Consider the following 23,089-nt stretch of genomic DNA (forward strand, 5'->3'; position numbering starts at 1 on the left):
TCTCGGCACACGGAACCCGGCCACATTGCTCAGATGTTCGGCGGAAACAGTCCCGTAACGAACCTCGGCGCATCGTGGGTGTCGAACGCGCACCGCCCACGAAGGAGTCAGTGATGCTGATCGGCGTCCCCACCGAAGTCAAGAACAACGAGTTCCGCGTCGCCGCGACACCCGCCGGTGTCGCCGAGCTGGCGCTGCACGGACACGAGGTGCTCGTGCAGTCCGGAGCCGGTGACGGGTCGTCTTTCCCGGACGCCGAGTACGCCGCGGCCGGGGCCACCATCGTCCCGACGGCCGCCGAGGTCTGGGCGCGCGCCGAGATGATCCTGAAGGTCAAGGAGCCGGTCGCCGCCGAGCACGCCTCGATCCGACCAGGGCAGGTCCTGTTCACGTACCTGCACCTCGCCGCGGACCGGCCGCTGACCGATGCGCTCGTCGAGTCCGGGGCGACGGCCATCGCGTACGAGACCGTGCAGCTGCCGGACCGGTCGCTGCCCCTGCTGTCGCCGATGTCCGAGATCGCCGGGCGGTTGTCGGCGCAGGTCGGCGCGAACCACCTGATGCGGGCCAACGGCGGGCGCGGGCTCCTGCTCGGCGGCGTGCCCGGCACCCCGAAGGGCCGCGTCGTCGTGATCGGCGGCGGGGTCGCGGGCGAGCACGCGGCGACGATGGCGCTCGGCCTGGGCGCCGAGGTCACCGTGTTCGACATCAGCCTGCCGCGCCTGCGTGCGCTGGACGCCCGGTTCGACGGACGCATCACGACGCTGCGGTCCTCGGCGCACGCGATCGCGTCGGCCCTGCGCGAGGCCGACCTCGTCATCGGGTCGGTGCTCATCCCCGGGGCCTCGGCGCCGAAGCTCGTGACCGACGCCATGGTGGCGGACATGCAGCCCGGGTCGGTGCTCGTCGACATCGCGATCGACCAGGGCGGGTGCTTCGAGGGATCGCACCCGACCACGCACGACGACCCGACGTTCGCCGTGCACGACACCGTCTTCTACTGCGTGGCGAACATGCCGGGAGCGGTGCCGCGCACCTCGACGATCTCGCTGACGAACGCGACGCTGCCCTACGCCGTGGCGATCGCGAACCAGGGGTGGGAGGCGGCGACCGCTGCCGACCCGGCCCTGGCGCTCGGGGTGAACGTGCACGCGGGGCAGGTCGTGAACGCCGCCGTGGCGGCGGCGCACGGCCTGGCGGTCGCGGCGCGCTGAGCGCGGGCGCCGCGGCGCGCGGCCGCGCCGCGGCCGCACGCCGTTCCGCGAAAGCGACAGATTCCCGCCGGATGCCGGCGGGAATCTGTCGCTTTCGCGGGCAAGACGGTGCCGGATGCGTGAGCGGTGTCGCTTTGCCACCACCAAGAGCGGCGCGGCGCCGCCAGCGCGGCCGCCAGCCCAGCGCGGCGCGGCGCCGCCAGCGCGGCCACCAGCCCAGCGCGGCGCGCGGCGCGCCGCTCAGGCGGCCGCGACGCGCGCCGGCGCAGCCGCGCCGCGCCACCCCGCGCGAGCCCGCACCACGAGCGTCACGACGACCGCCGCAGCCGCGGCCACCACCGCCGCGACGGCGGTCGGCGTCGACACGAGCGGCCCGTCGAGCCGAGCGACCGCGACCCACGCCAACCCCCACGCGAGCGACGCCGTCGGCGCCAGGCGCCCCCGGCCCCACACCGCGAGGAGCACCCCGACGAGCCCGGCCACGAGCGCGATCACCACGCCCCAGACGTCCAGCGACAGCCCGAAGCCCCGGAAGCCCGCGGCCGTCAGCACCGCGGCCGTGTTCGCCGCCGTCGCGACGCACACCCACCCCAGGTAGAGCCCGAACGTGCCGTCGGTGACGATCGCCTCGACGATCCCGGAGGGCCCCGACCGCCGCAGCAGCACGAACGTCCACACCAGCACGGCGAGCAGCGCGACGATGATCGGCTCGCTCAACCACAGGAACCCGAACTGCACGCTCAGGATCCACGCCGCGTTGAGCAGGAGCGAGAGCACCGCAGGCACGGTCAGTCGCGCGTGCCGGTCGTCGTCGGCGGTGCGGAAGCACTGGCGGATCGCGTAGGCGAGCAGCCCGACGTAGATGACGCTCCAGATCGAGAACGCCGGCCCGTCCGGCGCGATCGCCGTCGACGAGGCCGACAGTGCTCCGCCGGCAGCGTCCTGGATCGGCGTCCCGCCGGCGGCTCCCGAGCCGACGAACGCGCCGACCACCGCGACGACCGCGCTCACCGCGACTGCGATCCGCTTCCAGATCCTCTTCATGTCAGCCCCTTTCGTCAGCATGCTGATGACCTGCACCGTAGGCGCGTGGTCGGGCCCGGCGCGCAGCGCACGTCCAGCAGACGGGGGACGGGCCGGACTGGAGGCGCGGTGCGGGCCCGACCCGCGCCTCCTGGCCCGCACGTCGGTCGCGTCCGACCTCCGCACGCTCGCCCTGCGTACGGTGGTGACGTGTCTGTCGAACTGAACACCGTCTACGTCGACCGGATCGCCCCGATCCCGAGTCCCTCGCTCGACGACACCTTCCGCATGCTCGAGGACCAGGGAGCGAGCGCGTGCATCGTTCTCCACCAGCCCGACGCCGAGGAGCTCGGCGACGTCGCGGTCGCGCTCGGCCTGCACGAACTCGCGGTCGAGGACTCCGCCGAGGGGCACCAGCGCCCGAAGCTCGAGCGCTACGGCTCGACGCTCTTCGTGGTCCTCAAGCCCGCGCTGTACAACGACCAGCAGGAGGAGGTCGCGTTCGGCGAGGTGCACGCCTTCGTCGGGGAGGACTTCTTCCTCGTGGTCGTGAAGGCCGACCCCCGTGGCAAGCAGACCGTCCCGCGGGCACTCCAGCGGATGAGCGGCAAGCCGGGACTCGTGACGGTGGGCCCGCAGGCGCAGCTCTGGGCGCTGATGGACTCGATCGTCGACGGGTACGTGCCGGTGATCGACGGCCTCGAGGAGGACATCAACCAGATCGAGGACCAGCTCTTCGCGGGCGAGGCCGGGGTCTCCCGTCGCATCTACGAGCTGTTCGGCGAGGTCGTGGACTTCCAGCGCGCGGCCCGACCGCTCATCCACATCATCGAGAACCTGCACCGCGGGGCGGAGAAGTACCACCTCCCGGTGGAGATGCAGCGCCGGTTCCGCGACGTGCTCGACCACGCGATCCGCACGGTGGAACGACTGGACACGTTCCGGCAGCTGCTGCAGAACGCGCTGACGGTCGACTCGACCCTCGCGGCGCAGAAGCAGAACGACGACACGAAGAAGATCTCGGGCTGGGCGGCGATCCTCTTCGCCCCGACACTCATCGCGGCGATCTACGGCATGAACTTCACGCACATGCCCGAGCTCTCCTGGACGTGGGGGTACCCGCTGGCGATCGTCGCGATGGTGGCGTTCGCCGCGGTCCTGTGGGTGGTGTTCAAGGTCAAGCGCTGGTTCTGACCCGGATCCCTGTGCATCCGCACACGCGCTGCGCGCGTCGACTTGCTGGGAGCGCTCCCAGAGCGCGAGACTCGTCGAGCCGTCATCGTCGCCGACTGGAGCACTCATGCCGCACGACCTCGTCCACCTGACCGCCGGGGGCGCCTCCCTCGTCCTCGACTGCCGCGACCGTGCCCTGCCCGCGGTGGTGCACTGGGGCGCGGCGCTCGGTCCGCTCGACGGCGCGGAGCTGGCGGCCCTGGCCGAGGCGGACGTGGCACCGGTCGCGCCGAACGAGGCGGACGTGCCGGTCCGGTTGGCGATCCTGCCCGAGCCGCACCGGGGGTGGACCGGGCGACCGGGGCTGTCCGGGCACCGGGACGGGCGCGACTGGTCCCCGGCGTTCACGGTCACCGAGCTCGAGGTGACCGGCGCCGCCGACACCGCGGGCACCGCCGGCGCCGCCGGCGCCGCCGGCGCCGCCGACACCGCGGGCACCGCCGGCGCCGCCGGCGCCGCCGACACCGCGGGCACCCGCGCCCCCGCCCCCGCCTCCGTCACCGCCCACGCCGTGGACGCCACCGCCGGCCTCGCCCTCCGCCTCACCGTCGAGATGCTCCCCTCCGGCCTCGTCCGCACCCGCGCCGCCGTCACCAACACGGCCGCCGGCACCTACACCGTCGACGACCTCACCCTGGCCCTCCCGGTCCCGTCGCACGCCCGCGAGGTCCTCGACTTCGCCGGCCGCTGGGGCAAGGAGCGCACCCCGCAGCGCCGCGAGCTCGTCGTCGGCACCCACGAGCGCGAGGGCCGGAAGGGCCGGACGGGCGCCGACGCCGCCACCGTCCTGAGCGTCGGCGTCCCCGGGTTCGGGTTCGCCCACGGCGAGGTCTGGGGCGTGCACACGGCGTGGAGCGGCAACCACCGGCACCTCGCGGAACGCCTCGCCACCGGCCGCCAGGTCGTCGGGGGAGGCGAACTCCTGCTCCCCGGCGAGGTGCGCCTCGGCACCGGGGACAGCTACGAGGGGCCGTGGGTGTACGCCGCGTACGGGGACGGCCTCGACGACCAGGCCCGCCGCTTCCACCGGTGGCTCCGCAGCCGCCCGCAGCACCCGAGGACGCCCCGCCCGGTGACGCTCAACGTCTGGGAGGCGGTCTACTTCGACCACGACCTCGCCCGGCTGACCGACCTCGCCGAGCGCGCCGCACGGCTCGGGGTCGAGCGCTACGTGCTCGACGACGGGTGGTTCCGGCACCGTCGTGACGACCACGCGGGCCTCGGCGACTGGTACGTGGACGAGGACGTCTGGCCGGACGGCCTCGGTCCGATCGTCGACCGGGTGCGGACGCTCGGCATGCAGTTCGGCCTGTGGTTCGAGCCGGAGATGGTCAACGAGGACAGCGACCTCGCCCGAGCCCACCCGGAGTGGATCCTGCAGGCGGACGGTCGCCTGCCGGTCCGGTCCCGGGACCAGCAGGTGCTGAACCTCGCGATCCCCGAGGCGTTCGCGTACCTGCTCGAGCGGATGACCGCGATCATCGGCGAGTACGGCGTCGACTACGTCAAGTGGGACCACAACCGCGACCTCGTCGAGGCGGGGCACCCCGGCGGCGGCGCAGCGGTCCACGAGCAGACCCTGGCGGCGTACCGGCTCATGGCGACGCTGAAGGAACGGTTCCCGGCGCTCGAGATCGAGTCGTGCTCGTCGGGTGGTGCCCGCGTCGACCTCGGCGTGATCGAGCACACCGACCGCGTCTGGGTGTCGGACGACATCGACCCGCTCGAGCGGCAGCAGATGCACCGGTGGACGCAGCAGCTCCTGCCCCCGGAGCTGCTCGGCTCCCACGTCGCGAGCGGCCGGAACCACACGACCGGCCGGGTGCACGACCTGGCGTTCCGTGCCGGGACCGCGATCGTCGGGCACTTCGGCATCGAGTGGGACCTCGCGCAGGCGACGGACGCCGAGGAGACGGCGCTCGCCGAGTGGATCGCGCTGCACAAGGAGTGGCGGGGCCTGCTGCACGGCGGCGACCTCGTGCGCGTCGACGAGGTCGACGAGACCCGGCTCGTGTCCGGCACGGTCGCCGCTGACAAGCAGCAGGCCCTGTTCTTCTTCGTCAGCACCGGCCGGTCCGAGGTGTCTGGTACCGGCCGCGTCACCTTCCGCGACCTCGACCCGGACACCGCGTACCGGGTCGACCCGGTCGTGGTCGGCGACGGGCACGGCATCGTGCCGCCGCCGTGGTGGTCGGGGGACCGGGTCTTCCGCGGGCGCGCGCTCGAGACGGTCGGCCTGCAGCCGCCGCTCGTGCCGGCCGACTGCGTGGTGCCGTACCGGCTCACGGCCGTCTGAGGGCAGCGGGTCCGGCCACCGCCCAGGAGGCGCGGCTCGGCCCGGCAGGGTCCGCCCGGTCGCGGGGGCGGTGCCGACGTGCCGCTAGGCTTCCGGTCATGCCGCACCCAGGACACGCGACACGTGCGACCCCGGTCTGGGCACTCAAGCTCGCGGTCGTCACCGGACTGGTGGGGGTGGCAGGCGGCATCGCCGGCATCTCGGTGTGGCTCGCGCTGCAGCTCATCCAGTTCGTCGCGTTCGGGTACCCGTTCGGCGGCCACCTCGAGGCCGCAGACGCACCGAGTGCCCTGAACCGCTTCCTCGCCCTCGTCGCCGCCGGCCTCCTGACCGGCGTCGCCTGGTGGGCGCTCCGACGCTGGGGCCGCCCGGTCGTCTCCGTGCCCGCGGCCGTCGGCGGGAAGCGGATGCCCGCCCTCGCGACGGTGGGGAACGCGGGCGTGCAGATCCTGGCCGTGGGGCTCGGCGCCTCGATCGGCAAAGAAGTGGCCCCGCGCGAGATCGGGGCGTGGCTGTCCCAGCTCGTGACCGCACGGGCCGGACTGACCGCTCGCGAGACGAAGATCCTCGTCGCCTGCGGTGCCGCCGCCGGTCTGGCCGCGGTCTACGACGTCCCGCTCGGGGGCGCCCTGTTCGCGGTCGAGGTGCTGCTCGGCGAGCTCACCTTCGCGACCGCGCTGCCGGCCTTCGCGACGAGCGCGGTCGCGGCGTTCGTGGCACGCCTCGTGATCCCGGACGAGGTGCTCTACCACGTGCCGGCGATGCACCTCTCGCCGTCGCTGCTCGTCTGGGCGGTGATCGTCGGGCCGGTCCTCGGGTTCGCGGGCGTCGGCTTCGTGAAGCTCACGAACCGGCTGCAGGGCCTCGCGCCGAAGGGATGGCGGCTCATCGTCGTGCTGCCGGTCGTCTTCGCCATGGTCGGACTCATCGCCGTGCCCTTCCCCGAGATCCTCGGCAACGGGCGGGCGCTCGGTGTCCTCGCGATGAACGCCTCGCTCGAGGACGGCTCCGTCGCCGGGCTCTCGCCGATCCTGTTCCTGCTCGCGCTCGGGGTCATCCGCACGATCACGACCTCGGCCACGATCGGTGCCGGGGCCGTCGGCGGCACGCTCACCCCGTCGATCGCGATCGGCTCCGCGGTCGGCGGCGGACTCGGCGGCCTCTGGCTGCTGCTCTGGCCGACCGACGGGCCGAGCCTCACGGCGTTCGCGTTCATCGGCGCCGCGGCCTTCCTCGCGACGACGATGCGGGCGCCCTTCACGGCCCTCGTGCTCGTCGTCGAGTTCACCCAGCAGGGGACCGACATCCTCATCCCCTCGCTCCTGGCCGTGTCCGGGTCGGTCGCCGTCGGCTACGTGCTCGCCCGCCGACGCAGCGCGCAGATGGTGTGAACACTTCGTCACGATCCGGCACACCCGACGGGCCACGGGCCTACGATCGGCCGCACGACGGGGCACCGGGCTCCGTACCGGCGACGAGGAGCAACCGATGGCGGGGTTCGACGACATCACGAAGAAGGCCCAGGACTTCCTGCAGGACAACAAGGTCCAGGACGCCCTGAAGAGCGAGAAGGCCGAGGACATCAGCGACAAGGTGCTCGGCGGTGTCGCCGACGCGGTCAAGAAGGCCACGGGTGGCAAGTACGACGACAAGATCGACGGCGCCCGTGACGCGGCGGACAAGCAGATCGGCAACGAGTGACGCGGTTCCCGCGCACCGTACGGACGGCCCCGGACCACGTGTCCGGGGCCGTTCGCCGTCAGCGGTACCCGTCCGACTGGACTCCGGGCCGCGAGCAGACCACCATTGTGTGGTGACTGTCGTGGCGCCCAACCAACCGCTCACCGAGTCCGAGGTCGAGGCGATCAAACGGGACTTCCCGATCCTCCAGCAGGAGGTGAACGGGTTCCCCCTCGCCTACCTCGACTCCGGGGCCACCGCCGAACGACCCCGCCAGGTGCTCGACGCCGAACGACGTTTCCTCGAGCACGACAACGCCGCCGTGCACCGCGGCGCGCACACCCTCGCCGCGCTGAGCACCGACGCGTACGAGGACGCCCGGGCCACCGTCGCCGGGTTCGTCGGGGCGGCGTCACCGTCCGAGGTCGTGTGGACCGCGAACGCCACCGACGCCCTCAACCTCGTGGCGTACGGCATCGCGAACGCCAGCCGCGGCCGTGGGGGACCCGATGCCGAGCGCTTCCGCATCGGACCCGGCGACGAGGTCCTCGTCACCGAGGCCGAGCACCACGCCAACCTCGTCCCGTGGCAGGAGCTCGCCGCGCTGACCGGTGCGACGCTCCGCTGGGTCCCCGTCGCGGACGACGGCACCTGGACGGCCGAGGACGCCGTCGCCCTGGTCTCCGACCGCACGAAGGTCGTCGCCTTCGCCCACGTCTCGAACGTCACCGGCATGGTCGCCCCGGTGTCGGCCGTCGTCGCGGCCGCCCACGCGCACGGTGCCCTCGTCGTCCTCGACGCCTGCCAGTCCGCACCGCACCGGCCGCTCGACGTGCAGGCGCTCGGCGTCGACTTCGCGGCGTTCTCCGGGCACAAGATGCTCGGGCCGAACGGCATCGGCGTGCTCTGGGGCCGCCAGGAACTGCTCGACGCCCTGCCCCCGTTCCGGACCGGCGGATCGATGATCACCACGGTGACGATGGAGCACACCGACTTCATGCCGGCGCCCGAGCGGTTCGAGGCCGGCACCCAGCCCGTGTCGCAGGCCGTGGCGCTCGCCGAGGCGGTCCGCTACCTGCAGGGCATCGGCATGGAGCGGGTCCGTGCGCACGAGGAGCACCTGGCCGAGCGCATGCTCACCGGACTCGCCGCGATCCCGGGCATCCACGTCGTCGGTCCGCCCGCCGGGGTGCCGCGGTCCGGTCTCGTGTCGTTCGACGTCGACGGCGTGCACGCCCACGACGTCTCGCAGTACCTCGACGCCCAGGGCATCGCGGTGCGCTCCGGCCACCACTGCGCCCAACCGCTGCACCGTCGGCTCGGCCTCGTCGCCACCAGCCGCGCGAGCACGTACGTCTACACGACCGAGCAGGACGTCGACCGGTTCCTCACGGCCGTCGGCGAGGTCCGCGGCTACTTCGGAGCGACCGCATGAGCTCCCTCGACTCCCTCTACCAGCAGGTCATCCTCGACCACGCGAAGGCCCGGCACGGCGACGGCGAGCTGCCCGACGCCGACGCCGAGCACTTCGAGCGCAATCCCACCTGCGGCGACGAGATCACCGTGCGCGTGCGCCTCGAGCCCGGCACGGACCGCATCGCCGGTCTCGCGTGGCAGGGCGACGGCTGCTCGATCTCGATGGCGTCGGCGTCGGTCCTCACGGACATGGCGGTCGGTCGCACGGTGCCCGAGCTGCTCGCGCTCACCGAGGAGTTCCGCACGATGATGCGGTCCCGCGGTGCCGGTGAGCCCGACGAGGACGTGCTCGAGGACCTCGTCGCGTTCCACGGCGTCTCGAAGTTCGTCATGCGGGTCAAGTGCGGCATGCTCGCGTGGGTCGCGGCCGAGGCCGCCGCGCGCGAGGCGACCACGCGCTCCTGACGCGACCGGTCTGCGGTCCCGGAGGCGCGGGGCGGGCCCGCACCGTCCCTCCCGGACCGCAGTCCCACGTCACGGTTCGTCACCTTCCGCCGTCCGCCCCGGGTCGGCACGTACCGTCACGCTCGTGAGCACGAGCAGCGAGCACCGTCAGATCCGGTTCAACGCCTTCGACATGAACTGCGTGGCGCACCAGTCCTCCGGGCTCTGGCGGCACCCGCGGGACCGGTCCCGGCACTACAACGACCTGTCGTACTGGACCGACCTCGCGCAGCTGCTCGAGCGGGGCAACTTCGACGGAATCTTCATCGCCGACGTGCTCGGGACGTACGACGTCTACGGCGACTCGAACGAGGCCGCGCTCCGCACCGGGTCGCAGGTCCCCGTGAACGACCCGATCCTGCTGGTGTCCGCGATGGCGTCGGTGACCGAGCACCTCGGCTTCGGGATCACGGCGGGGACCGCGTACGAGCACCCGTACCCGTTCGCCCGACGCATCTCGACGCTCGACCACCTCACGAAGGGCCGCATCGGCTGGAACGTCGTGACCGGGTACCTGCCGAGTGCCGCGCGGAACATGGGGCAGACCGACCAGCTCTCGCACGACGACCGGTACGACGTCGCCGACGAGTACCTCGAGGTCCTCTACAAGCTGTGGGAGGGCTCGTGGGAGGACGACGCCGTGGTCGAGGACCGCGAGACCGGCGTCTTCACCGACCCCGCGAAGGTCCACCCGATCGAGCACCACGGCACGCACTTCGACGTCCCGGGCATCCACCTGTCCGAGCCGTCGGTCCAGCGGTCGCCCGTGATCTACCAGGCCGGGGCCTCGCCGCGCGGCATCCGGTTCGCGGCCGAGAACGCCGAGGCGGTGTTCGTGGGCGCACCGACCGTCGAGCAGCTCGCGTCGACCGTGCGGAAGGTCCGTGACGCCCTGGAGGCTGCTGGTCGCGACCGGTACGCCGCCCGCGTCTACACGCTGCTCACCGTCATCACCGACGCCACCGACGAGCTCGCCCAGGCCAAGTACGAGGACTACCTGTCCTACGCCTCGGAGCTCGGTGCGCTCGTGCTCAACTCCGGCTGGATGGGCGTCGACCTGTCGCAGTGGGACCTCGACGAGCCGCTCGGCGACGTCGAGTCGAACGCGATCCAGTCCGCGGCGGCGAACATCGCGGCGGCCACCGGGTCCGACGGGTCGAAGTGGACGATCCGGGACCTCGCCCGGCACACGGCGATCGGCGGCCTCGGCCCGGCCGCGGTCGGCGGCGGGGCGACCATCGCCGACCGGCTCGTCGCGATCCAGGAGCAGACGGACGTCGACGGGTTCAACCTCGCCTACGCGGTGACCCCGGGGACGTGGGAGGACGTCATCGAGTTCGTCGTGCCGGAGCTCCGTGCCCGCGGCGTCTACCCCGAGGGCTACGAGCCCGGGTCGCTGCGGCACAAGCTGCACGGGCGCGGTGACCGGCTGCCGGCGGAGCACCGCGGGGCGTCGTTCCGGGTGGGGCAGTCCGCAGCCGTACGCTGAACCGGTGATCGGGTCGTCGTTCGTCGTGCGTGCCGCCGTCGAGGACGAGGTCACCGCGTGCGTCGACCTGTGGACGCGCGCCGTCGCCACCCGTGACGGCGTGCCCGAGTCGGACGCGGCGCGGGAACGCGCCCGGTCGAAGTTCGCGGTGCCCCGCGTCGCGCTCGTCGTGGCGTCGACGGAGTCGGACCGTGGTGCGGCCGCGGCGATCGCCGGGTTCGCGCTCGTCACCGCTCCGGGGACGGGGCGTCCGGGGGACCCGGAGGACGCGGCCTACCTCTCGCTCCTCGCCGTCGACCCGCGGGCCCAGGGGCACGGACTCGGACGGTCCCTGCTGCTGGAAGCCGTCGCCGAGGCCGGAGCCGCGGGCCACCGCCGAGCCCTGCTGCACGCGCTGGACGACAACGCGCCGGCGCTCCGGCTGTACCGCAGCGCGGGGTTCCGCCCCGTGGGCGACCCCTTCGCGCACGCACTGAGCGGTCGGCCGACCCGGGTCTGGGTCGCCGACGGCGTCGACGCTGCCGAGGGTGTCGTCGCTGCCGACGACTGACCCGTCAGGACGGCTGGGGCTCCGGCTCCGGCTGGGGAACGGGCAGCGCGTCCGCCGCGCTCGGCCACGGCGCCCACTTCGCCCGTGGCGCGACGAGCAGGTACGGCTGCGGCGTCGGGTAGGAGACGAGTTCGAGCGTCGAGCCCCACGGGGTCCGGGTGTACACGAACCGGTTCCCCTCGCCGACCTCGAGGCCGCGGAGGTCCCGAGGATCCGAGTTGCGGGTGCCCCCGGCTGCCTCGATGCGGGCGAGCGTGCCGTCGAGGTCGTCCGTGTACATCGCGAGGTGCTGCCACCCGAGGTCCGCGGGGTGCACGGGACGGTGCTGGTCCGGTCCGTGGTACTCGAACAGCTCGAGACCCGGTCCGTCCGGCAGTGCGAGCATCCGCATCGCGCCCTGTGCCATCGTCGACGGGATCCCCAGGTAGCGGTGCGCCTCGGCCGTCGCGTTCGGCTCCTCGGTGCGGCAGCGCATGTCGTACAGCACGACGGCGTCGAACGCCGCCTCGAAGAACGCCGTGGCGGCATCGATGTCCGGCACCGTGACGCCCACGTGGTCGATCCTGATTCCCGCGCTCATGGGCCGATCCTGACATCCGGGCGCCCGCACGTTCCGCCCGGGTGTCGAGGGTGCGGTGCCGATGCGGCTTCCCGCACGCCGCAGACCGGTGAGGTGAGGCTGCCCTCACCGGAAAAACCCTGATCAGGGTAGCCTCACCATGCTGGCGCCGACCCGCGCCGAGTGGCATCCTGACTCGCATGTCGACCGCTGCGGACCTCGTCCTGCCCTCCACGGACCACGACGCCACGAGCGCCGCCCGGCTCAACTGGCTGCGCGCCGGCCTGCTCGGGGCCAACGACGGCATCGTCTCGGTCGCGGCGGTGCTCGTCGGCGTCGCCGGAGCCGGCGCGGGGACCGGTCCGGTCATCGCGGCGGGCGCCGCTGCCCTCGTCGGCGGTGCGGTCTCGATGGCCCTCGGCGAGTACGTGTCCGTCAGCGGTGCCCGTGACGCCCAGCGCACCGGCCAGGCCGCCCACCAGGCCGAGCTCGAGGCGGAGTCGGAGGACGCCGGCACGATCGCCGCCCACTACCGGAGCCTCGGCGTCGACCCGGCCGTCGCGAGCGCCGTCGCCGACGAGCTCGTCCGACCCGAGGTGCGCCGTCGACGGGCAGCGGTCGCGCTCCGCGATGCCGAGGACGAGGTGGTCAGCCCGTGGCGTGCCGCGTGGGTGTCGGCGGCGACCTTCACGACCGGTGCCGCGCTGCCCTTCCTCGCGATGCTCCTCAGCCCCGAGCCCGCCCGCGTGGCGGTGACGGTCGTCGCGGTCCTCGTCGCGCTCGCCGCCACCGGCACGACCGGTGCCACGCTCGGTGGTGCGCCGCGCACGCGGGCGACGATCCGTGTCGTGACCGGGGGAGCGCTGGCCCTGGCCGCGACGTACGCGGCCGGGGCGGTCCTCGGGGCGCACGCGCTCTGAGCGGGCGGACGGCGATCGGTGTCGGTGTCCGTGTCGGAACGATCGTTCCAGGATGGGCGTCACGACACACGACCGTTACACGGGGGTAACGGGCCGGGCGCAGTGTCTCCGTAGCGTCGTGGCACAGGCGGACACCGCTCGCCCTTCCCACTCCTTCGGAGGACGCCATGGCAACAGAGATCCAGCCCCCGGTCGCCGCGCCCCACGCCCCCCGCACGACGGCAGCACCCGCCGGTGCCGGCGTCGTCCGCCCCGGGTACGACCCGGCGCTCACCAACGAGGACCTCGCTCCGCTCCGCAAGCAGACGTGGACGAGCTACAACATCTTCGCGTTCTGGATGTCGGACGTGCACTCGGTCGGCGGCTACGTCACCGCCGGGTCGCTCTTCGCCCTGGGCATCGCCAGCTGGCAGGTGCTCATCGCCCTGGTGGTCGGCATCCTCATCGTGCAGGTGTTCGCGAACCTCGTCGCCAAGCCGTCCCAGCGCACCGGGGTGCCGTACCCGGTGATCAACCGCGCGGTGTTCGGCGTGCTCGGGGCGAACGTCCCCGCCATCATCCGCGGGCTCATCGCGATGGCCTGGTACGGCGTGCAGACCTTCCTCGCCGCCCAGTCGCTCAACATCGTCTTCCTCAAGTTCATCCCGGCCTCGGCGGGACTCCTCGAGCACTCGTTCCTCGGGCTCTCCGCGCTCGGTTGGATCTCGTACGCCATCCTCTGGGTCGCACAGGGCGCCCTCTTCTGGATGGGCATGGACGCGATCCGGCGGTTCATCGACTGGGCCGGCCCGGCGGTGTACGTCATCATGATCGCCCTCGCCATCTACCTCGTCAGCCGTGCCGGCATCGGGAACATCTCGTTCACGCTGTCCGCCGGTGCGCCGCTGTCGTTCGGCGCGAGCATCCCGGTGATGCTGTCCGCCATCGCCCTCGTGGTGAGCTACTTCTCCGGCCCGATGCTGAACTTCGGCGACTTCTCCCGCTACGCGAAGTCGTTCGACGCGGTGAAGCGCGGCAACCTCTGGGGCCTGCCGATCAACTTCCTGTTCTTCTCGGTGCTCACCGTCCTCTGCGCCAGCGCCACGGTGCCGGTGTTCGGCAAGCTCATCACCGACCCGATCGAGACCGTGCAGGCGATCGGGGCACCGTTCGCGATCCTCCTCGGCGGGTTGACCTTCGTCACCGCGACCGTCGGCATCAACATCGTCGCGAACTTCATCAGCCCCGCGTTCGACTTCTCGAACGTGGCCCCGCGGAAGATCAGCTGGCGGGCGGGCGGCATGATCGCGGCCGTCGGGTCCGTCCTCCTCACCCCGTGGAACTGGTACGGCAACGACCAGGCGATCCTGTACACGCTGGGGGTCCTCGGCGCCCTGATCGGCCCGCTGTTCGGGATCCTCATCGCCGGCTACTACATCGTCGCGAAGCAGCGCATCGCCGTCGACGACATGTACACGAAGGACCCCGCGGCCCGGTACTGGTACGTCAAGGGCTTCAACCCGAACGCGATCTGGACGCTCGTCGTCACCGGTGCGGTGTCGGTCGCCAGTGCGGTCCTGCCGTCGGCGCTCGGCGTCGTCCCGTGGCTGTCGAACTACAGCTGGTTCATCGGGTGCGCCCTCGGCCTCGTCGTCTTCGTCGGGATGGAGCGCTTGCGTCCGAGCATGCCCGTGCTGGCCGCCGACGACCCGTCCGTCGACGACGGCGCCGCGGTCGGCCGGGCCTGACCGACCGAGCCGTCCCACCCGCACCACCGGAAGGAACTCGATGCGCATCCGCGTCGTCAACCCCAACACCACCTCCTCGATGACCGCGGCGATCGGCAGCGCCGCCGCCGCGGTCGCCGGGCCCGGGACGATCGTCGAGGCCGTCAACCCCACCATGGGGCCGGCGTCGATCGAGAGCCACTACGAGGAGGCGCTGGCCGTCCCCGGGCTCCTCGAGCAGATCGCGCTCGGCGAGCAGGACGGTGTCGACGCGTTCGTGGTCGCGTGCTTCGGGGACCCCGGGCTCGACGCGGCACGCGAGGTCGCGTCCGGACCCGTCATCGGCATCGCGGAGGCGGCCTTCCACGCCGCCGCGATGCTCGGGCGCCGGTTCGGCGTGGTGACCACCCTGAGCCGGACCACCGGCCGGGCGCACGAGCTCGCCGAACGGTACGGGTTCGCGTCGCTCGTGACCGAGGTCCGGGCGTGCGAGGTCCCCGTGCTCCGCCTGGAGGACCCGGACTCGGACGCCCGGGCACTCGTCGTCGAGGAGTGCCGGGCCGTGCTCGCTGGCGGCGCCGACGCCGTGGTGCTCGGCTGCGCCGGCATGGCGGACTTCTGCGCCGAGGTGTCCCGGGCCGTCGGGGCGCCGGTCGTGGACGGTGTCGCGGCGGCCACTGTGCTCGCCGAGTCCCTCGTGCGCCTCGGGCTCACGACCGGGCGACGCGGCGAGTACGCGCCACCCCCGGCCAAGCCGATGGCGGGACTGCTCGCGGGGTTCGAACGTCGGCCGATGGCGGGCGCGACGGTCGGGGCGGGCGCATGACGCGCCTCCAGGGCCCCGCCGGCGACCCGACGGCCGCGCCCGTACCCGCTGACCTGGTCCTGCGCGCCGGCCGCGCCTGGATCGACGGCGCCTTCCGGCCCGCAGCCGTCGTCGTCCGCGACGGACGGGTCGACGCCGTCGTGGCCGTGGACGAACCCGTCGACGCCGTCGAGGACCGCACCGTGCCCGACGCGCACGTCCTGCTCCCGGGCCTGGTCGACACGCACGTGCACGTGAACGAGCCCGGCCGCACCGAGTGGGAGGGCTTCGCCTCGGCGACCCGTGCAGCCGCACTCGGTGGCGTCACCACGATCATCGACATGCCGCTCAACTCGATCCCCGCGACGACCACCGTCGAGGCGCTCGAGGTCAAGCGCGCGAGCGCCGCGGGCCGCGTCGCCGTCGACGTCGGGTTCTGGGGCGGTGCCGTCCCGGCGAACCTCGGGTCGCTCGACGGCCTGCACGACGCCGGCGTGTTCGGCTTCAAGTGCTTCACCGCGCCGTCCGGGGTCGACGAGTTCCCGCACCTCGACGCACGGCAGCTGCGCGCGGCGATCGAGGAGGTCGCCCGCATCGACGCCCTGCTCATCGTGCACGCCGAGGACCCCGAGTTCCTGGTCGACCACGCGGCGCTCGGCGGACACTACGAGGACTTCCTCGCCACCCGCCCGGTCGACGCCGAGCGCTCTGCGATCGCCCGGGTCGTCGAGGGTGCCCGCGAGACGGGCGCGCGCGTGCACGTCCTGCACCTGTCGGACGCCGGCGCGCTGCCGATGATCCGCGCCGCGAAGGACGACGGCGTGCGGATCACGGTCGAGACCTGCCCGCACTACCTCGCCTTCGAGGCCGGCACGATCCCCGACGGGGCGACCGAGTTCAAGTGCTGCCCGCCGATCCGCGACGACGCCAACCGCGACGCGCTCTGGGCCGGGGTCCTGGACGGGACGATCGACATGATCGTGTCCGACCACTCGCCCTCCACCGCGGACCTCAAGACCGACGACTGGGGGACCGCCTGGGGCGGGATCGCCGGGCTGCAGGTCGGCTTCCGTGCCGTGTGGACGGAGGCCCTGCGCCGCGGTGTCGCGCTCGAGCAGCTGCTGCCGCACTTCACGACCGGCCCGGCGGCACTCGCCGGCTTCGCCGACCGCGGACGCATCGCGCCGGGCGCACTCGCGCACTTCGCGGTGTTCGACCCGTCCGCCTCGGCGGTCGTCGACGTGGCCGGGCTCGCGCACCGCAACCCCGTCTCGGCGTTCGCCGGTCTGGAGGCACGGGGCAGCGTCACCGAGACCTGGTTGCGCGGGCGGCTGGTCGCGACCGCGGACGGCGGCGTCACGTCCGTCAGCGGGGCGCTCGTCGACCGACCCGTGCTCGCGGGAACACCGCTGTAACGATCGTTCCGATACGATCTCCACCGGAACGAGAGGACCGAACATGCTCCCTGTGAACCCACCCGCCCGTCTGCTCATGGGACCGGGGCCGATCACCGCCGACCCGCGGGTGCTCCGTGCCCTGTCGACCCCGCTCGTCGGGCAGTACGACCCGTGGATGACCACCACGATGAACGAGACGCAGGAGCTGTACCGGCGGGTGTTCGGCACCACGAACGAGGCGACCGTCCTCGTCGACGGCACCTCCCGCGCCGGCATCGAGGCGGCGCTCGTCTCCCTGCTCGCCCCGGGGGACCGCGTGCTCGTGCCGGTGTTCGGGCGCTTCGGGCACCTGCTCGCCGAGATCGCCGGGCGTGCCGGGGCCGAGGTCCACACGATCGAGACCGAGTGGGGGCAGGTGTTCACCCCGTCGGCGATCGAGGACGCGATCGCGCGGGTGCGCCCGAAGGTCCTGGCGATCGTGCAGGGCGACACCTCGACCACGATGAACCAGCCGCTCGACGAGCTCGGCGCGATCTGCGAACGGTACGGCGTGCTGTTCTACACCGACGCGACCGCCACCGTCGGGGGCAACCCGCTCGAGGTCGACGCCTGGGGCATCGACGCGGTGAGCGCGGGGCTGCAGAAGTGCCTGGGCGGACCGTCCGGCAGCGCGCCGCTCACCGTCTCGCCGCGGGCCGTCGCCGTGCTCGACCAGCGTCGCAGCGTCGAGGCGGGCATCCGCGAACCCGGGGACGAGGTCGCCGACGAACCCATCCGGTCGAACTACCTCGACCTCGCGATGATCCTCGACTACTGGGGCCCGCGACGGCTCAACCACCACACCGAGGCCGCGTCGATGCTCTACGCCGCGAACGAGTGCGCCCGGATCCTGCTCGAGGAGGGCCGCGACGCCGTGGTCGCACGGCACGAGACCGCCGGTCGCGCGATGACCGCCGGCGTGCAGGCACTCGGGCTCGGCGTCTTCGGCGACCTCGGGCACAAGATGCACAACGTCGTCGCGGTCGAGATCCCGTCGGACGTCGTCGGCGACCAGGTCCGCGCCGCGATGCTCGACGACCACGGCATCGAGATCGGCACGTCGTTCGGGCCGCTGCACGGACGGGTCTGGCGGATCGGCACCATGGGCTACAACGCGCGCAAGGACACCGTCGTGACGACCCTCGCCGCGCTCGAGCACGCCCTGCGCCGGGCCGGGCACGCGGTGCCGTCCGGCGGTGGCGTGGACGCGGCGCTCGACGTCTACGCCGGCGTCGGTGCCGGTGCCGTCGCCGGCGTCGTCGCTGCCGGGGTGTCGGCGTGAGCGCGCCGTCCGTGGTCCGGGCCTCCGCGACCGCCACCGCCGACGCGACGCTGATCGCCGGGTGGTGCGACGAACTCGCGACCGTCACCGAGGAGCCCGGCCGGATCACCCGCGTCTACCTCTCGCCGGAGCACGCACGGGTCAACGCGATCGTCGCCGGCTGGATGCGCGACGCCGGCCTCAGCACCTGGCAGGACGCGGCGGGCAACCTGCACGGCCGCGTCGACGGTGCGACCCCGGACGCCCCCGTGCTGCTGCTCGGATCGCACCTCGACACCGTGGTGGACGCCGGCCGGTACGACGGGATCGTCGGGGTCCTCATGGCGATCCGGACGGTGGCGCGCGTGACCGCCGACGGCCCGCTCCCCGTCGCGCTCGAGGTCATCGCGTTCTCCGACGAGGAGGGCACCCGCTTCGGCAAGGCGCTGCTCGGGTCCTCCGCGGTCGCCGGTGTCTGGGACGAGTCCTGGTGGGACCTCGCCGACGGCGACGGGGTCACCCTCCGCGACGCCTTCACCCGCTTCGGGCTCGACCCGTCGCGCGTGCACGAGGCCGCGGTCGAACCGTCGGTGCTCGCCGGATACCTCGAGGCGCACATCGAGCAGGGACCGTACCTCGAACAGGCCGGTCAGGCGCTCGGCGTCGTCACGAGCATCGCGAGTGCGCGGCGGTTCACCGTCGAGGCCGTCGGCGAGGCCCGGCACGCCGGTGGCACCCCCTACGACCGACGGCACGACGCGCTGCTCGCCGCCGCCGAGGCCGCCCTCGCCGTCGAACGGATCTGCCGGGCGTCGCAGCACGTCGGCACGGTCGGCACCATGACCGTCGAGCCCGGAGCCGTGAACGTCGTCCCGGGGCTGGCACGGTTCTCGGTCGACCTGCGCGGGGAGTTCGACGATGGACGCGACGCCGTGTGGGAGGAGATCACGAAGGCGTTCGCGCTCATCGGGGAGCGCCGTGGCGTCAGCGTCGAGCCGACCGAGGTCCACCGTGCGCCGGCGGTGTTCTGCGCACCGCGGCTGATGGACGCCGTCCGGGCGGGCATCGAGTCGACGGGGGAGCCCCGTCCGATCGAGCTGTTCTCCCGCGCGGGACACGACGCCATGTCGCTCGGGCTCGTGACCGACGTCGCGATGCTCTTCCTCCGCAACCCGGACGGCATCAGCCACCACCCCGACGAGTTCGTCTCCACCGAGGACATCGCCCTCGGGCTCGACGCGCTCGCGGTCGCGGTCGGACGGGTGGCCGCAGCGTGAGCACCGCGGGCCCCGACGTCCGGGCGCGCATCGACTCGGTGTGGGAGCAGCTGTCCCCGGCCGAGCGACGCGTCGCCGCGATGGTGCGCCACGACCCCGAACTCCTGCTCGTCGGGACCTCGGCCGAGCTCGCCGCCGAGTCGGGCACCTCGAAGGCCACGGTCTCCCGGCTCGTCCGGTCGCTCGGCTTCCAGGACGCCGCCGAGGTCCGGCAGAACCTGATGTCGGCACGGGGTTCCGGCCTGCCGTGGGCCGCCGAGGACGCGGCGCACGTCGACCAGCGCGCCGTCGAGTCGCGCAACCTCGACGCCGCGTTCGCCTCGCTCGCCCGGGCCGACCGTCCCCGTCTCGCCCGGCGGATCGTCCGCGCGCGCCGGGTGCTCGTGGCGGGGGAGCGCGGGGCGTACCCGATCGCCCTCCAGCTGCGCGCCCAGCTCGCGCAGGTCCGACCGGACGTCCGCATCGGCCCGGCCCCGGGACAGCGCCTCGGCGAAGAGGTGGCCGACCTCGACCGACGCGACCTCGTCATCATCGTCACGGTGCGCCGGCACGCCGCCGGCATCGGCAAGCTCGTGCGGCACTGCGTCGCCAGCGGCGCGGACGTCGTCGTCCTGGGCGACCCGACCGCGGCGGTCATCGCGGCCCCGGCGGCCACGGCGATCCTCTGCCCGGTGGACTCCCCGTCGGCGTTCGACTCGATGGCGGCGCTGTTCGCCGTCGTCGCCGCGGTCGCGAACGACGTGTACGAGGCATCCGGCCCGGGCGGGCGTGCGCGGGTGGACGCGGTGGCGCAGGCCTACGACGCGCTGGGGGAGCTCGCCGCGCCCTGACCCGTGCCGTCGCCGCGCTCGTCGTCGCCGGCACCGCCGCGCTCGTCGGCGAGTTCGGCCGCCAGCGAGGCGTTGCGCTCCCGGATCAGCCGCGGCAGGTACCGAGCCAGCGCGAGCCGCTCGGCGACGACCCCGAGCACCCCGAGCGGTGCGCGGAACTCGATCTCGTCGACCATCCGCGTGCCGCCGGCCGACGGCTCGAACCGGTGCTCGTGCCGGAACCGGGCGAACGGTCCACGCACCTGTTCGTCGACGAACCGGTGGGGCGCCTCCAGGGCCGTGATCCGACTCGTCATCCGCCACACGATCCCGAAGTGCCGCGCGCGCCACGTGACGGACTCACCGAGCCCGATCGTGCCGGCCATGGTGCCCGCGACCGCGCGCTCGTCCGTGGCGGCCATGGACCGCTCGTGCGCGCCGATGTCGAGCGACAGCGCGAACGCGCGCTCCGGCGGGGCGGCGAGGTCGGTGACGACCCGGAACGCGACGGTCACGACGTCGGCCAGACCGGTCGGACGGATCGGTCGTCGTCGCGCAGGACGGCCGCCAGCAACTGGTCGTGGCGGCGGCCGTGCTGGAGCACCGCGGACCGCTGACGCCCTTCGTACCGCATGCCGAGCCGCTGCGCGACGGCGATCGACGCACGGTTCTCCGCCATCGCCCGCCACTGCACGCGCGCGAGCCCGAGCCCGTCGGGAGCCGGCGCGAACGCCCACTGCAGCACGCGGTCCGCCGCCTCGGTCACGAAGCCGTGCCCGCGGGCGTCCGGGTGGGTCGCGTACCCGATCTCCGCGCCGCCGCCGGCGAACCCGAAGAGCCCGACGGTACCGAGCAGCCGTGGGTCGTCGGCACGGCGGAGGGCGAACTCGTAGCGGGTGTCCGACGCCCAGCCGTCCTGCACCACGGCCGTGAGCCAGTGGCGGGCCTCGGCGTGACCGTACGGTTCGGGCATCGGGATGAACGCCACCACGTCGGGATCGGTCGCGTAGGCGACGACGTCGTCGGCATCGGTGAGCTCGGGGACCGAGAGGACCAGCCGCTCGGTCCGCAGCGTGACGGGGTCCATGGGGCGAGCCTAGCGACGGCGGTCGTCGCGGTAGCGTCGGTGGCATGACGTTCGACGCGCTCCCGTTCCCGGTCATCGACGGACACAACGACTTGCCCTGGGAACGGCGCGAGACCCACTACTCCGGGGTCGAGGGCATCGACTCCGAGCAAGGGTCCCTGCACACCGACCTGCCGAAGCTCCGTGCCGGAGGGGTCGTCGGGCAGTTCTGGTCGGTGTTCGTCCCCACCGACGTCCCCGATCCCGTCCGCGCGACGCTGCAGCAGGTCGACCTCGCGCACCGGATCATCGAGCGGTACCCGGAGTCGCTCACCCTCGCCCAGACCGCGGCCGAGGTCGTCGCGGCCGTCGACGCCGGGCGCACCGCGTCGCTCCTCGGCGCCGAGGGCGGCCACTCGATCGGCGACGACCTGGCGGTGCTCCGCGACCTCGCCCGGCTCGGGGTCCGGTACATGACCCTCACGCACAACGACGACACACCCTGGGCCGACTCGGCCACCGGCTCCCACCCGCACGGCGGCCTGACCGACCGCGGGCGCGAGGTCGTGGCCGAGATGGAGCGGATCGGGATGCTCGTCGACCTGTCGCACACGTCGCCGGAGACCATGCGCGACACCCTCGACGTCGCCACGCAGCCGGTGGTGTTCAGCCACTCCTCGACGATCGCGGTGAACGACCACCCGCGGAACGTCCCGGACGACGTGCTCGCCCGCCTGCGCGACAACGGCGGTGTGGTGATGATCACCTTCGTGCCGAAGTTCGTGTCCCGGGCGTGGGCCGACTGGGAAGACGCCGGTTCGGTGGGGGAGCCCCCGCTCGTCACGGTGTCGGACGTGGCGGACCACGTCGAGCACGCGCGCGAGGTCGCTGGCGCGGCGCACATCGGGCTCGGCGGCGACTACGACGGGACGCCCGTGCTGCCGCCGGACCTGCGGGACGTGTCGCGGTACCCGGTGCTGGCGGCGGAACTGCAGCGTCGTGGCTGGGGCCCGGAGGACCTGCGCGCCCTGGCCGGGGGCAACGTGCTGCGGGTGCTCGCGGCGACGGACGAGCGGTTCGCGCGGACGGCGCACGTGCGCTGACCGGCGGCCCGGTCAGCCGTAAGTGGGGTACTGCGGCCAGCCCTCGGGACTGTCCTCCCAGTCCTGCTGCCGCCCGTACACCGTGCGGTCCATGATGTGCGGCACCGGCAGGATCGCCTCCGTCCCGCGCGCACCGGTCGCGTAGGTCAGGTACGGCACACCGTCGCGCAGCAGGTAGTACGAGTACCCGGGCACCGGGCCGTCCCAGTCGTCGCTGTGCACGGTCCAGCCCCAGTCGTCGTGGTAGCTCGTCGCGCCGGACGACACCCACGTGTGCGGCCACCCGTGCTGCTGCCGCCAGGCCTCGAGCCGCTCGATCGGCCCCTCGGAGACCATCGCGAACGCGATCCCCTCGTCGTCGAGGCGGCCCATGTCGGCGGGCAGGTTGTCGACGGCCCACGTGCAGCTCGGGCAGCCGGCGTCCCAGTCCCGTCCGTACATGACGTTCTGCACGAGGAGCAGGTACTTCCCGGCGAACAGCTCCGTCAGTCGCACGGGACCGTCGGGACCCGTGAACTCGTAGTCGTCGACACGGACCATCGGGAGCCGTCGGCGCGCGGCCGAGACGCGGTCGCCGTGGCGGGTGAGTTCCTTCTCGTCGCGCACCTGCGCGGCGAGCGCCGTGTCGAACGCTGCGCGGTCGACGACGGGTGGCGTGGCGTCGGGTTGCTGCTCCTTGGACATGGCGACCTCCTCGTCGTTGCGGCGCACGGTACGCTCGTCGCGGTCGCGGCGTGACGGA

At 73.2% G+C, this 23,089-nt stretch carries 22 protein-coding genes; 17 read left to right on the forward strand and 5 right to left on the reverse strand.

From position 1 onward, the window contains the following. The first annotated feature begins 113 nt into the window (after positions 1 to 113). A complete protein-coding gene (gene ald, locus BJK06_RS13070) occupies positions 114 to 1,214 on the forward strand; it encodes an alanine dehydrogenase (RefSeq protein WP_070418263.1) in 1,101 nt (366 codons plus the stop codon). Positions 1,215 to 1,454: 240 nt separating this feature from the next. Here the strand turns inward: ald and BJK06_RS13075 are convergent, their stop codons facing one another. Beyond that, a complete protein-coding gene (locus BJK06_RS13075; protein WP_070418264.1) occupies positions 1,455 to 2,258 on the reverse strand; it encodes a tryptophan-rich sensory protein in 804 nt (267 codons plus the stop codon). 189 nt (positions 2,259 to 2,447) lie between these two features. Here BJK06_RS13075 and BJK06_RS13080 point away from each other — a divergent pair, with 189 nt between their 5' ends. The 8 genes from BJK06_RS13080 (at position 2,448) to BJK06_RS13115 (ending at position 11,405) form a co-directional block, all read left to right on the forward strand. Further along, positions 2,448 to 3,431 (forward strand): magnesium and cobalt transport protein CorA, encoded by a 984-nt coding sequence (locus tag BJK06_RS13080; RefSeq protein ID WP_070418265.1) that lies wholly within the window; start codon positions 2,448 to 2,450, stop codon positions 3,429 to 3,431. A 106-nt stretch (positions 3,432 to 3,537) separates the two neighbouring features. Next, positions 3,538 to 5,766: an alpha-galactosidase gene (locus tag BJK06_RS13085; protein ID WP_070418266.1), complete on the forward strand. Its 2,229-nt coding sequence runs from the start codon at positions 3,538 to 3,540 to the stop codon at positions 5,764 to 5,766. 98 nt (positions 5,767 to 5,864) lie between these two features. Continuing rightward, positions 5,865 to 7,157 carry a chloride channel protein gene (locus tag BJK06_RS13090; RefSeq protein WP_070418267.1) on the forward strand — a complete coding sequence of 431 codons (1,293 nt, stop codon included), beginning with the start codon at positions 5,865 to 5,867 and terminating at the stop codon, positions 7,155 to 7,157. Positions 7,158 to 7,254: 97 nt separating this feature from the next. Then, entirely contained in the window at positions 7,255 to 7,467 is a 213-nt protein-coding gene (locus BJK06_RS13095; RefSeq protein ID WP_070418268.1) for an antitoxin, read from the forward strand. 121 nt (positions 7,468 to 7,588) lie between these two features. After that, positions 7,589 to 8,881 (forward strand): SufS family cysteine desulfurase, encoded by a 1,293-nt coding sequence (locus BJK06_RS13100; protein ID WP_070418269.1) that lies wholly within the window; start codon positions 7,589 to 7,591, stop codon positions 8,879 to 8,881. Beyond that, on the forward strand, positions 8,878 to 9,327 hold the full coding sequence (gene sufU / locus BJK06_RS13105) for a Fe-S cluster assembly sulfur transfer protein SufU (protein ID WP_070418270.1): 450 nt from the start codon (positions 8,878 to 8,880) through the stop codon (positions 9,325 to 9,327). Before BJK06_RS13100 ends, sufU begins: the two co-directional genes overlap by 4 nt. A 124-nt stretch (positions 9,328 to 9,451) precedes the next feature. After that, positions 9,452 to 10,855, forward strand: coding sequence for an LLM class flavin-dependent oxidoreductase (locus BJK06_RS13110; protein WP_070418271.1), 1,404 nt, complete (start codon positions 9,452 to 9,454; stop codon positions 10,853 to 10,855). Positions 10,856 to 10,859: 4 nt separating this feature from the next. Beyond that, the gene (locus BJK06_RS13115) at positions 10,860 to 11,405 is read left to right on the forward strand and encodes a GNAT family N-acetyltransferase (protein WP_070418272.1); all 546 of its coding nucleotides are present in this window, start codon (positions 10,860 to 10,862) and stop codon (positions 11,403 to 11,405) included. A gap of 4 nt (positions 11,406 to 11,409) precedes the next feature. Here the strand turns inward: BJK06_RS13115 and BJK06_RS13120 are convergent, their stop codons facing one another. Further along, a complete protein-coding gene (locus tag BJK06_RS13120; RefSeq protein ID WP_083295244.1) occupies positions 11,410 to 11,985 on the reverse strand; it encodes a VOC family protein in 576 nt (191 codons plus the stop codon). Positions 11,986 to 12,164: 179 nt separating this feature from the next. Here BJK06_RS13120 and BJK06_RS13125 point away from each other — a divergent pair, with 179 nt between their 5' ends. The 7 genes from BJK06_RS13125 (at position 12,165) to BJK06_RS13155 (ending at position 20,199) form a co-directional block, all read left to right on the forward strand. Then, positions 12,165 to 12,884: a VIT1/CCC1 transporter family protein gene (locus BJK06_RS13125; RefSeq protein WP_070418274.1), complete on the forward strand. Its 720-nt coding sequence runs from the start codon at positions 12,165 to 12,167 to the stop codon at positions 12,882 to 12,884. A gap of 167 nt (positions 12,885 to 13,051) precedes the next feature. After that, positions 13,052 to 14,611, forward strand: a complete 1,560-nt coding sequence (locus BJK06_RS13130) for an NCS1 family nucleobase:cation symporter-1 (protein ID WP_070418275.1) — start codon at positions 13,052 to 13,054, stop codon at positions 14,609 to 14,611. Between the two features lie 40 nt (positions 14,612 to 14,651). After that, on the forward strand, positions 14,652 to 15,416 hold the full coding sequence (locus BJK06_RS13135) for an aspartate/glutamate racemase family protein (protein ID WP_070418276.1): 765 nt from the start codon (positions 14,652 to 14,654) through the stop codon (positions 15,414 to 15,416). Next, entirely contained in the window at positions 15,413 to 16,810 is a 1,398-nt protein-coding gene (gene allB, locus BJK06_RS13140; protein WP_070418277.1) for an allantoinase AllB, read from the forward strand. Before BJK06_RS13135 ends, allB begins: the two co-directional genes overlap by 4 nt. Positions 16,811 to 16,853: 43 nt before the next feature. Then, on the forward strand, positions 16,854 to 18,113 hold the full coding sequence (locus BJK06_RS13145) for an alanine--glyoxylate aminotransferase family protein (protein WP_070418278.1): 1,260 nt from the start codon (positions 16,854 to 16,856) through the stop codon (positions 18,111 to 18,113). Continuing rightward, the gene (locus tag BJK06_RS13150; protein WP_070418279.1) at positions 18,110 to 19,369 is read left to right on the forward strand and encodes an allantoate amidohydrolase; all 1,260 of its coding nucleotides are present in this window, start codon (positions 18,110 to 18,112) and stop codon (positions 19,367 to 19,369) included. The genes BJK06_RS13145 and BJK06_RS13150 overlap by 4 nt, the downstream gene beginning before the upstream one ends. Then, a complete protein-coding gene (locus tag BJK06_RS13155; protein WP_070418280.1) occupies positions 19,366 to 20,199 on the forward strand; it encodes a MurR/RpiR family transcriptional regulator in 834 nt (277 codons plus the stop codon). Before BJK06_RS13150 ends, BJK06_RS13155 begins: the two co-directional genes overlap by 4 nt. On the opposite strand, the gene BJK06_RS13160 is transcribed toward BJK06_RS13155, so the two are convergent. Next, positions 20,166 to 20,693, reverse strand: coding sequence for an SRPBCC family protein (locus BJK06_RS13160; protein WP_070418281.1), 528 nt, complete (start codon positions 20,691 to 20,693; stop codon positions 20,166 to 20,168). The genes BJK06_RS13155 and BJK06_RS13160 overlap by 34 nt on opposite strands. Then, the gene (locus BJK06_RS13165) at positions 20,690 to 21,265 is read right to left on the reverse strand and encodes a GNAT family N-acetyltransferase (protein ID WP_070418282.1); all 576 of its coding nucleotides are present in this window, start codon (positions 21,263 to 21,265) and stop codon (positions 20,690 to 20,692) included. Before BJK06_RS13165 ends, BJK06_RS13160 begins: the two co-directional genes overlap by 4 nt. 44 nt (positions 21,266 to 21,309) lie before the next feature. On the opposite strand from BJK06_RS13165, the gene BJK06_RS13170 reads away from it, so the two are divergent. Beyond that, positions 21,310 to 22,347, forward strand: coding sequence for a dipeptidase (locus BJK06_RS13170; protein WP_070418283.1), 1,038 nt, complete (start codon positions 21,310 to 21,312; stop codon positions 22,345 to 22,347). 12 nt (positions 22,348 to 22,359) lie between these two features. Here BJK06_RS13170 and BJK06_RS13175 read toward each other — a convergent pair whose 3' ends face one another. Beyond that, positions 22,360 to 23,058, reverse strand: a complete 699-nt coding sequence (locus tag BJK06_RS13175; RefSeq protein ID WP_258027639.1) for a DUF899 domain-containing protein — start codon at positions 23,056 to 23,058, stop codon at positions 22,360 to 22,362. Between the last annotated feature and the right edge of the window lie 31 nt (positions 23,059 to 23,089).

Source organism: Curtobacterium sp. BH-2-1-1 (assembly GCF_001806325.1).
Lineage (GTDB): Bacteria > Actinomycetota > Actinomycetes > Actinomycetales > Microbacteriaceae > Curtobacterium.